Origin of the sequence: Cyanobium sp. N5-Cardenillas (assembly GCF_024345515.1) — a bacterium.
Lineage (GTDB): Bacteria > Cyanobacteriota > Cyanobacteriia > PCC-6307 > Cyanobiaceae > Cyanobium.
The window spans coordinates 1-9,135 of record NZ_JAGQBG010000124.1; the positions used below are offsets into that span (position 1 = coordinate 1).

Genomic DNA, 9,135 nt, shown 5'->3' on the forward strand with positions numbered 1-9,135 from the left:
TCAACAACAGCCGCAGCCTCCACTTCTTCCTGGCGGCCTGGCCGGTGGTCGGCATCTGGTTCACCGCCCTGGGCGTGAGCACGATGGCCTTCAACCTGAACGGCTTCAACTTCAACCAGTCGATCCTGGATGGCCAGGGCCGGGTGATCAACACCTGGGCCGACGTGCTCAACCGTGCCGGCCTCGGCATGGAAGTGATGCACGAGCGCAACGCGCACAACTTCCCGCTTGACCTGGCGGCTGCCAGCGCCACCCCCGTGGCCCTGACCGCCCCGGCCATCGGCTGATCCGGTTCCCCCGGTTCCCTGGAATCCCCCTGATCGTCTGATCCTGGTTCGTCCTTGATCACCTTGAACCCCCTGCCTGCACAGGGGGTTTTTTGATGGCTTCAGGCGCCCGCCCAGAGGCCTGGCAGGCTCGCAGGCAGCGAACGCCAGCCCGCCTGACAGCGCCGGATCCCCAGGCCCCAGCCACCAGCAACGACACCTACGTGCTGGGAAACGATGCCGTGGAACTGGAGCAGCTCCGGCTGCAACACGGCCTCTGGCGCCCCATCCTGCTGGCGGCCCTTGCTTCGTGGCCGAGGATCTGGCCAAGGATCGTGGGCCCCACCATCCTGGAGGTCAGGGCCCGGCGGACCTGAACACTTCAACGCACCCGCTTCGTAGTCTCGCGCCAGTCACAGGACGCCATGGGCAGCAGCTTCGGCCACCTCTTCCGCATCAGCACCTTCGGTGAATCCCACGGCGGTGGCGTGGGCGTGATCGTCGATGGCTGCCCGCCACGGCTGTCGCTCGATCTGGAGGCCATTCAGGCCGAACTCGACCGCCGCAAGCCTGGCCAGAGCAAGATCACCACCCCACGCAAGGAAGACGATCGGGTCGAGGTTCTCAGCGGCCTCCTCGATGGCGTCACCCTCGGCACGCCGATCGCCATGGTGGTGCGCAACAAGGACCAGCGCCCCCAGGACTACAGGGAGATGGAGGTGGCGTTCCGCCCCTCCCACGCCGACGCCACCTACCAGACCAAATACGGCATCCAGGCCCGCAGCGGCGGCGGACGTGCCTCGGCCCGGGAGACCATCGGCCGGGTGGCCGCCGGCGCCATCGCCAAACAGCTGCTGGCCCGGGCCGCCGGCACCGAGGTGATCGCCTGGGTGCGCCGGATCCACGACATCGAGGCCGTGGTGGATCCCGCCACGGTGACCCTGGAGGCGGTGGAGAGCACCATCGTGCGCTGTCCGGATGCGGCCGTCGCCGAACGGATGATCGAGCGCATCGAGGCGATCGGGCGGGAGGGGGACTCCTGCGGCGGGGTGATCGAATGCCTGGTGCGGCGGCCGCCGGTGGGTCTGGGCATGCCGGTGTTCGACAAGCTGGAGGCGGATCTGGCCAAGGCGGTGATGTCGCTGCCGGCCACCAAGGGGTTCGAGATCGGCTCCGGCTTCGGCGGCACCCTGCTGCGCGGCAGCGAGCACAACGACGCCTTCCTGCCCAGCGACGACGGCCGCCTGCGGACCGCCACCAACAACTCGGGCGGCATCCAGGGGGGCATCAGCAACGGGGAGGAGATCCAGATGCGGGTGGCCTTCAAACCCACGGCCACGATCCGCAAGGAGCAGCAGACCATCGATGCCTCCGGCGCCGCCACCACCCTGGCGGCGAAGGGACGCCACGATCCCTGCGTGCTGCCAAGAGCCGTGCCGATGGTGGAGGCGATGGTGGCCCTGGTGCTGGCCGATCACCTGCTGCGCCAGCAGGGCCAGTGCAGCCTCTGGTGATCGGCTGATCAGGGCCGCGTTGGCAGGGCGGCCAGGAGCTGGCGCAGGGGTTCCGCAGCCAGGGGGGCCATCGCCGCTCCCTGGTCGCCACCGCCCAGGGAGGCCCCCAGGGCGACGGCATCAACCCCGGCCTCCAGCCAAGGAAGGACATCACTGGGCTTCAGCCCACCGGCGGCGATGCAGAAGGGCAGCGGCGCCCCCAGGGGATCCCGCAGGCGCCGCCAGTGGCCGATGCCGACCGTGGTGGCAGGAAACAGCTTGACGATGGCGCAGCCCAGAGCCCGGGCCCGGTTCACTTCCGTGGGTGTCATCACGCCAGGGACCAGGGTGAAGCCGGCCGCGGCCGACCTCGCCAGAAGGGCCCCATCGAGGATGGGGGAGACGCCCTAGGAGAAGCCGGCCTCCAGCACCGCCTCCAGGGCGGCTTCGCTGCAGATCGAGGCGGCCCCCAGACACAGTTCCGGGAAGGTGGCGATCAGCTGCCGGCCCTGGGCGATCCAGTCGGCGCCAGGGGCCCAGGCGATCTCCGTGTGAAGCACCCCCAGATCACGCAGCTGTTCGAGCTGGGGAACCAGCCGGGTGAGCTGCCGATGGCGAAGCACCACCAGCAGGGGCTGGTGGTGCAGGGACGCGATCAGGGAGTCGCAGGGAGGCCTAGACGTAGGCCGCCACCGTGACGTTGCGGGAGATCAGCAGCTCCTGGAGCTCTTCGGCATCCACCGTCTCCTTCTCCACCAGGATCTCGGCCAACTCATCGAGCACGGCCCGGTTGGCGAGCAGCACGTCGGTGGCGCGGCGGTAGGCATCCGCCACCAGCTGGGACACCTCCTCATCGATGGCGGCGGCGGTGTCCTCGGAGAAGTCGCGCTCGGCGGCGATGTCGCGACCGAGGAACATGCCGCCCTGGGCACGGCCAAGGGCCACCGGTCCGAGGCGGTCGCTCATGCCGAAGCGGGTCACCATCTGGCGGGCAACGCGGGCCACTTGCTGCAGGTCGTTGGAGGCCCCGGTGGTGACTTCGTCTTCGCCGTAGACGATTTCCTCGGCGACGCGGCCGCCGAGGGCAACGGCCATCTGGTTCTGCAGGTAGGAGCGGGAGTAGAGGCCCGATTCCATCCGCTCCTCGCTGGGGGTGAAGAAGGTGAGACCACCGGCCTGGCCCCGGGGAATGATGCTGATCTTCTGGACGGGGTCGTAATCAGGCATCAGGGCGCCCACCAGGGCGTGGCCGGACTCGTGGTAGGCCACCAGGCGCTTGCGGCGCTCGCTCATCACCCGATCCTTCTTCTCGGGGCCGGCCATGACGCGCTCGATGGCGTCATTGACCTCATCCATCGACACCTCGGCCAGCTGGCGCCGGGCGGCGAGGATGGCCGCTTCGTTGAGCAGGTTGGCCAGGTCGGCACCGGTGAAGCCCGGGGTGCGGCGGGCCACCTTGTCGAGGTCGACGTCCTTGGCGAGGGTCTTGCCGCGGGCATGGACACCCAGGATCTGGAGGCGACCGGCGTAGTCGGGACGGTCGACCACCACCTGGCGATCGAAACGACCCGGCCGCATCAGGGCCGAATCGAGCACGTCGGGGCGGTTGGTGGCCGCCACGATGATGATGCCGGTGTTGCCCTCGAAGCCGTCCATCTCGGTGAGCAGCTGGTTGAGGGTCTGCTCCCGCTCGTCGTTGCCACCGCCGAGGCCGGCGCCGTGCTGGCGGCCCACGGCGTCGATCTCATCGATGAAGACGATGCAGGGGGCGTTCTTCTTGGCCTGCTCGAACAGGTCGCGCACCCGGCTGGCGCCGACGCCCACGAACATCTCGACGAACTCCGAACCGGAGATCGAGAAGAACGGCACACCCGCTTCACCGGCCACCGCCTTGGCGAGCAGGGTCTTGCCGGTGCCGGGGGGGCCCACCAGCAGCACGCCCTTGGGGATCTTGGCCCCCACCGCCGTGAAGCGGTCGGGGTTCTTGAGGAAGTCGACCACCTCGGTGAGCTCCAGCTTGGCGCCCTCAATGCCGGCCACATCCCCGAAGGTGACCTGGGTCTGGGGTTCCATCTGGACCCGCGCCTTGCTCTTGCCGAAGTTCATCGCCGGGTTGCCGCCACCGCCCTGGGCGCGCCGCAACAGGAAGAACAGGCCACCGAGCAGCAGCAGGGGGAAGATCAGGCTGCCGATCGCCTGCTGCCAGGCCGCCGGCTCCCGGTTGGGCTGCACGGCGATGTCGACGTTGTGGTCGGTGAGCAGCTTGAGCAGGTCCTTGTCGGGGGCGAGGTTCACCACGGCGCGCTGGCCGTCGTTCTCCACCACCTGGGCGGTGCCGCGGTCGGGGGAGATCAGCACCCGGGAGATCTCGTTGGCCTGCACGGCCTCGACGAAATCGCTGTAACGCAGGGTGCGGGGGGCCCGGGCCGGGTCAGGACGCTCCAGGAAGGCGGTGCCCACCGCGATCATCACGATCACCAGGAGCACGTAGAGCCCCGCGTTGCGCCAGCGTTTCTTCACGTCCCTGTCTCCTGTGTGAGAATGAAAGTAACAGAATGTTAAACGGCGTCCTGTGGAGGACGGGGCTCAGGCTGCGGCCCTGAGCACCTCCACCACGCTACGGAAGGCGAACCATTCCGGGATCTCCTCACCGCCCCGCAGCATCTGGCGGAACTGGGTGCCGCTCAGCTTGCGGATGTGCAGCCCCCGGGCCTGGGCGTGCTCGGCGGTGACGTAGCCCTCCTCCTCGGTGTAGACGAGGTTGAGCGACGGCACCGTCTCCATGCCCAGTTCGGTGGCCTGGTCGCGGGCAAAATCCTGGGCCTCGTAGGCACCGTAGAAGTCGTCCCCGCTCAGGGACGATTTGCAGCCCGCCATGTCGCGGCCGATGATGAAGTGGGTGCAGCCGTAGTTCTTGCGGATGATCATGTGCTGCAGCGCCTCCCGGGGGCCGGCCATGTGCATCGCATAGGGGAGGTAGGCCCAGCGGATGCGGGGGTTGGCCACCTCGGCGGCCAGCCGTTCATAGGTGGCGAAGCGGACCTCACCGGCGATGTCGTCCTCCTGGGTGGGACCGCAGGTGGGATGCACCAGCACCACCGCGCCCTTGCTCACGTTGGGGGCCTCGAGGGCCCGGGTGAACAGTTCGTAGTGGGCCCGGTGGATGGGGTTGCGGCACTGGAAGGCCACCACGTCCTGGCCCGCCGGCAGGGTGGCGCGCACCTCGGCTGGGGTGCTGCAGGGGAACACCCGCTGGGGCAGGACCAGACCCTGGAGGCGTCCGCCCAGATAGAAGCGGCCCCGCTCGGTGGCGATCATGCGCACCGCCGGATGCTCCAGGGAGGTGGTGCCGTAGCAGCCCTTGGCCTCGACCACCTTGTCCGGCTCCCAGCGGCTCTCCACGGTGAGCACGGCCAGGTCCTGCCCCTGGTAGGTGAGCAGCAGCCGCTCGCCCACGGCGATGGAGGCGTCGTCGGTGTCGAAGACGATCGGCAGGCCAAACAGCAGACCGCTGGTGGTGCGGTGACCGGCCACCACCGCCTCGTAGTCCTCCTGGTGCATGAAACCGCGCAGGGGCGAGAAGCCACCCACGATCAGCAGCTCCACGTCGCAGGCGTTGCGGTGGCTGCAGTCGACCACCCGGTCCACCGCGGCCCGCACCCCGTCCCGCTGGTCGGGCGGCACCATCAGATCGACGAGGCTGCCGCCATGGGGGGCGATCAGGTCGGAATGAGGGGCGGTATTGGCAAGCGTCATGGCGACGGGCCGGGGCGTCACAGGGGAAGGGATCCATCCTCCCAGACCGGCGCTCGGCCATGAAAAAGGGGCCCTCGGGCCCCTTCGCTGAACGGCTTGCGCGATCAGATCTGCTCGAGACGACCGAAGAGCTCGCCGGTGATCTTGACGTCGACGACGGGCTTGGTGCCCATGTCGGTGTCCGAAGGCTGGATGGCGGTGAACACCCCGGCGAATTCCCCGGTGCTGGGATCCACCTTGGTGATCGAGAGGTCCATGGTGCCGGTGCCATCCACGTAGCGCTTGACGGTTTCGCCGGTGAACTCATCACCGGCGGGGACCAGACCCACGGCGCTGCTGTAGCCGGTGGTGAGACCACGCCCCTTGGGATCGAGGAAGTTGCTGGTGCGGTAGCTCGGGGCGCGGTACTTGCCCTTCAGATCGGTGCTCGTCGAGAACGACGTGCCATCGGAGGAGGCCAAGAGCTCCTTGCTGGAGAAGGTGAAGGGCACCTCCTCTCCACCGGGCAGCAGCACGGTGATCGGCTGGAAGTCGATGCCGCCCAGCTCCTTGAAGCTGAGGCCATCCGCTGTCACGGAGAGGTCGCCATAGACCTGATCCAGGCTGGAGGTGAAGCGGGTCAGGATCTTGCCGGCGACGAACTGGGCCTCCTGGCGCTTGTTGGCGGGCTCCCCCTTCACGAACACCTCGGAGGGGTGCATGCAGATCTCCTTCAGCTGATAGCGGGCCGACGGATCCAGGGAGATCGTGCCGCGGGCGGAGTCGGGCAGGGTCGGGCAATCGTTGGCCAGACCGGTGTTGTGGATGTCTTCGTAGGTGAGGTTGGCCCGATCAACGGCCTTGGCCCCGCCGCTGCATGCGGACACCAGGGTCAGGCACAGAGCCAGCACGAGGGCCAGCAGGGGACGGAAACGCATGGGGAGAAGCCGCAGAGACGGAACGGGAACTGGGCTGGCCGGGATCCTACCGGTGCAAAACCCCCATTCCAGGCGGCTTGCGTGGGCTCTCAACAACCTGTATGAGAGGGCGATGTCCCTGAGCCGCACCCACCCGATCGACGACTCCACGCCCTTGTCGCCGCCGTCCCCAGCACCGGCCGCCTCCGACCTCCAGGAGCCCCTTGACGCCCTGCTCCGTATCGCCGAACAGCGCGCCCAGGAGCCTGAAGCCCTGCTTGAGCTGCTGCGTAGCATCGAACACCTGCACCGCAGCATCCAGGACGGCCCCTTCCGCAGCAGCCTGCCCAGCGACCGCAACGGCCTGTTCACCCTGCTCTCCGAGATGGAAAGCAGCGGCGGCTGGCCCTACATCCCCCGGCTGCAGCTGCGCACCTTCATGGATCTGCTGGCACCGGAACAGGAACCGGAGCCCTGAGCGCCATCGCCTCGGCCAGCGCCGTCAGCAGCTCATGGGCCAGGGCCAGTTTGCCGGTGGGGCCGACGTGGCGTTGCCGCTCCCCCGGCCCGAGCAGCCAGCCCTCGTTGCTGGCGGCCCCAAACCCCGCGCCTGAGCGATCAATCGGGTTGGCGAACAGCAGGTCGCAGCCCTTGCGGGCGAACTTGGCCCGTGCCTCCTGGAGCACCTCACCGCTCTGGGCCGCGAACCCCAGGATCGCCTGAGCCGGCGGACGGCGTTGCACCAGGCCCGCCAGCAGATCGGGCACCGCCTCCCATTCGCTGCGAAGCGCCTCCGCCAGGGCCTGCTTGGGGAGCTTGGTGGTCAGCGGGGTCCGGCGACGGTGGTCGGCGACGGCGGCGGCCATGGCGATGGCATCGGCATCGCCCTGCAGCCGCTCCAGCGCCGACTCCATCTCGGCCGCGGTGACGACCGGGTGGCCTTGCAGGCCCTCCAGCCAGGCCGGATCGACCGCCAGCGGGCCATGCACCAGGTCGACAGTGGCGCCGCGCAGGCGGGCGGCCTGGGCCAGCAGCACGCCCATGCGGCCGGTGCTGGGGTTGGTGAGGCAGCGGGCCGGATCCAAAGGCTCCCGGGTGGGGCCGGCACTCACCAGCAGGCGGCGCCCCCGCCAGTCGCGGCGGCAACCGGCCAGCAGCAGCGACTCCAGGGCCAGCAGCAGCAGCTCCGGGGCGGCCATGCGCCCGTCACCCACCCGGTCGCAGGCCAGCAGGCCGCTGCCCGGCTCCAGGGGCAGCACCCGCTCCCAGCCCTGCAGCTCCCGCCAGTTGCGGCGCACCGCCGGGGCGGCCCACATGGCGCTGTTCATGGCCGGGGCAGCCAGCACGGGGGCTTCGCAGGCGATCAGGGTGCTGGACAGCAGGGTGTCGGCCAGGCCATGCACCCAGCGGGCCAGGCTGGTGGCACTGAGGGGGGCCAGCAGCACCACCTCGGCCCACTCGGCCAGCTCGATGTGCAGGGGCCGGGCCGCCCGGTGGCTCCACTGGTCGGCCTCGACGTGGCAGGGGGCGCGGCTGAGGCTGGCCAGGGCCACCGCGCTCACCAGACGCTCGGCGCTGGGGCTGAGCACACAGCGCACCAGGGCCCCCCTCTGCACGAGCGCACTGACCACCAGGGGCAGCTTGACGGCCGCGATGCTGCCGCTGATCAGCACCAGCACCCGCCGCCCGGCAAGGGCGTCCTCCTCACTCCTCATCGAAGGGTTCCTGATCCACCAGATGGACGTAGGGCTGGATCAGGTCGGGCCGGTGGATGGCCAGGGCCCGCAGCAGGTGCCAGTCGGCGAGGCCCGCGAACGGTGTGGGGTAGTCGTCCTCCTCGAGGCGCTGGGCGAGTTCAGCGATGGACGCGTCGTCGAAGGCCGCGAGCTGCTCGGGGGTGATGGACAGGCTGGAATCAACCAAGGTGGCGGCCGAGAAGGGGGACGGGATGGCGATAATGGCGATCGAAGGGGAATTAGCTCAGCTGGTAGAGCGCTGCGATCGCACCGCAGAGGTCAGGGGTTCGAGTCCCCTATTCTCCATCCACCATTCTGGCCGCCGGCAGGGGTCCGCCCAGCCCGGACGTCATCGCCAGCCAGCATCCAGACCCCCATTTCCGCACCGATGAACTGGAGCAGCGACGCGGAAACCAGCCTCAGGGAGATTCCCTTCGTGGTGCGTCCGATCATTCGCCGGCGGATCGAATCCCTGGCCCGCGAAGCCGGCCTGGAGGGTGTGGATCTGGCCTTCTACGAGCAGGCCAAGGAGCGCTTCGGGCGGAAGTGAAACGGCGATGGGGTAAAAGAGGGGGTTGATCAGGGGCCCGCTCAATGTCGCAGTCCAAGCGCGAACAGGTTGTCAGTCATCTGCGCTACATCCGCCAGGAGCTGCGGGAGATGCACCAGGGTGTGATGGAAGATGGCCTGCTGCCCGAGGCCGGCGAGGTGCGGGGTGTGATGGCCCAGATGGAGGCGCTGCTGGAACTGCTGGAGGGAAAGGGCTCCCGCAAGAAGGACGGGGACGGTTGAGTCGCGACGTCTGAGACCGACAACCCCAGCCGTCAAGCCCCTGCAGGGACGCTCCGGTCAGCGGCCGCCCCCCCTTGCCCGAGCCGGAAGAGCTTGGTTTGCTGGTGTCGTCCCCATCACCCCGCCCGGGCCCCGGCCTCGGGCTTTTTTATTGGTATCCCCTATCGGTGGGGGGAAAGTGCTGTCAAGACGCCAG

At 68.9% G+C, this 9,135-nt stretch carries 12 protein-coding genes, 1 tRNA gene and 1 pseudogene; 7 read left to right on the forward strand and 7 right to left on the reverse strand.

The window, feature by feature from the left end:
• The 3 genes and pseudogenes from KBZ04_RS10610 to aroC all read left to right on the forward strand — a co-directional run.
• Positions 1-287: pseudogene (locus KBZ04_RS10610) on the forward strand (photosystem II q(b) protein); the annotation flags it as partial.
• Between the two features lie 95 nt (positions 288-382).
• Positions 383-643, forward strand: a complete 261-nt coding sequence (locus KBZ04_RS10615; RefSeq protein ID WP_254991901.1) for a hypothetical protein — start codon at positions 383-385, stop codon at positions 641-643.
• A gap of 48 nt (positions 644-691) precedes the next feature.
• Positions 692-1,780 (forward strand): chorismate synthase, encoded by a 1,089-nt coding sequence (gene aroC, locus KBZ04_RS10620; RefSeq protein WP_254991902.1) that lies wholly within the window; start codon positions 692-694, stop codon positions 1,778-1,780.
• A gap of 8 nt (positions 1,781-1,788) precedes the next feature.
• On the opposite strand, the gene KBZ04_RS10625 is transcribed toward aroC, so the two are convergent.
• The 5 genes from KBZ04_RS10625 to psbO all read right to left on the reverse strand — a co-directional run bounded on the left by KBZ04_RS10625 (position 1,789) and on the right by psbO (position 6,432).
• Positions 1,789-2,154 (reverse strand): hypothetical protein, encoded by a 366-nt coding sequence (locus tag KBZ04_RS10625; protein ID WP_254991911.1) that lies wholly within the window; start codon positions 2,152-2,154, stop codon positions 1,789-1,791.
• Positions 2,155-2,166: 12 nt separating this feature from the next.
• A complete protein-coding gene (locus KBZ04_RS10630) occupies positions 2,167-2,385 on the reverse strand; it encodes a hypothetical protein (protein WP_254991903.1) in 219 nt (72 codons plus the stop codon).
• Positions 2,386-2,434: 49 nt separating this feature from the next.
• Entirely contained in the window at positions 2,435-4,279 is a 1,845-nt protein-coding gene (gene ftsH3, locus KBZ04_RS10635) for an ATP-dependent zinc metalloprotease FtsH3 (protein WP_254991904.1), read from the reverse strand.
• Positions 4,280-4,345: 66 nt separating this feature from the next.
• Positions 4,346-5,515, reverse strand: a complete 1,170-nt coding sequence (sat, locus tag KBZ04_RS10640) for a sulfate adenylyltransferase (protein WP_254991905.1) — start codon at positions 5,513-5,515, stop codon at positions 4,346-4,348.
• A gap of 104 nt (positions 5,516-5,619) precedes the next feature.
• The gene (psbO, locus tag KBZ04_RS10645; RefSeq protein WP_254991906.1) at positions 5,620-6,432 is read right to left on the reverse strand and encodes a photosystem II manganese-stabilizing polypeptide; all 813 of its coding nucleotides are present in this window, start codon (positions 6,430-6,432) and stop codon (positions 5,620-5,622) included.
• A gap of 112 nt (positions 6,433-6,544) precedes the next feature.
• Between psbO and KBZ04_RS10650 the strand changes: the two genes are divergently transcribed.
• On the forward strand, positions 6,545-6,889 hold the full coding sequence (locus tag KBZ04_RS10650) for a hypothetical protein (protein WP_254991907.1): 345 nt from the start codon (positions 6,545-6,547) through the stop codon (positions 6,887-6,889).
• Here KBZ04_RS10650 and coaBC read toward each other — a convergent pair.
• Entirely contained in the window at positions 6,849-8,126 is a 1,278-nt protein-coding gene (gene coaBC, locus KBZ04_RS10655; RefSeq protein ID WP_254991908.1) for a bifunctional phosphopantothenoylcysteine decarboxylase/phosphopantothenate--cysteine ligase CoaBC, read from the reverse strand. The two genes, KBZ04_RS10650 and coaBC, sit on opposite strands and share 41 nt — an antisense overlap.
• Complete coding sequence (locus tag KBZ04_RS10660; RefSeq protein ID WP_254991909.1) at positions 8,116-8,334, reverse strand: DUF2555 domain-containing protein; 219 nt, start codon at positions 8,332-8,334, stop codon at positions 8,116-8,118. Before KBZ04_RS10660 ends, coaBC begins: the two co-directional genes overlap by 11 nt.
• Before the next feature lie 46 nt (positions 8,335-8,380).
• Between KBZ04_RS10660 and KBZ04_RS10665 the strand changes: the two genes are divergently transcribed.
• The 3 genes from KBZ04_RS10665 to KBZ04_RS10675 all read left to right on the forward strand — a co-directional run bounded on the left by KBZ04_RS10665 (position 8,381) and on the right by KBZ04_RS10675 (position 8,939).
• A tRNA-Ala gene (locus KBZ04_RS10665) sits at positions 8,381-8,453 on the forward strand.
• A gap of 82 nt (positions 8,454-8,535) precedes the next feature.
• Positions 8,536-8,697 carry a PCP reductase family protein gene (locus KBZ04_RS10670; protein WP_254991910.1) on the forward strand — a complete coding sequence of 54 codons (162 nt, stop codon included), beginning with the start codon at positions 8,536-8,538 and terminating at the stop codon, positions 8,695-8,697.
• A gap of 44 nt (positions 8,698-8,741) precedes the next feature.
• Positions 8,742-8,939: a hypothetical protein gene (locus KBZ04_RS10675; protein ID WP_015109473.1), complete on the forward strand. Its 198-nt coding sequence runs from the start codon at positions 8,742-8,744 to the stop codon at positions 8,937-8,939.
• Positions 8,940-9,135 lie beyond the last annotated feature (196 nt).

Excerpts from the sequence above, each read along its gene's own strand:
- KBZ04_RS10615 (WP_254991901.1), top strand. The coding sequence starts at position 383 with ATGGCTTCAGGCGCCCGCCCAGAGGCCTGGCAGGCTCGCAGGCAGCGA.
- aroC (WP_254991902.1), top strand. The coding sequence starts at position 692 with ATGGGCAGCAGCTTCGGCCACCTCTTCCGCATCAGCACCTTCGGTGAA.
- sat (WP_254991905.1), bottom strand. The coding sequence starts at position 5,515 with ATGACGCTTGCCAATACCGCCCCTCATTCCGACCTGATCGCCCCCCAT.
- psbO (WP_254991906.1), bottom strand. The coding sequence starts at position 6,432 with ATGCGTTTCCGTCCCCTGCTGGCCCTCGTGCTGGCTCTGTGCCTGACC.
- KBZ04_RS10650 (WP_254991907.1), top strand. The coding sequence starts at position 6,545 with ATGTCCCTGAGCCGCACCCACCCGATCGACGACTCCACGCCCTTGTCG.
- coaBC (WP_254991908.1), bottom strand. The coding sequence starts at position 8,126 with ATGAGGAGTGAGGAGGACGCCCTTGCCGGGCGGCGGGTGCTGGTGCTG.
- KBZ04_RS10670 (WP_254991910.1), top strand. The coding sequence starts at position 8,536 with ATGAACTGGAGCAGCGACGCGGAAACCAGCCTCAGGGAGATTCCCTTC.
- KBZ04_RS10675 (WP_015109473.1), top strand. The coding sequence starts at position 8,742 with ATGTCGCAGTCCAAGCGCGAACAGGTTGTCAGTCATCTGCGCTACATC.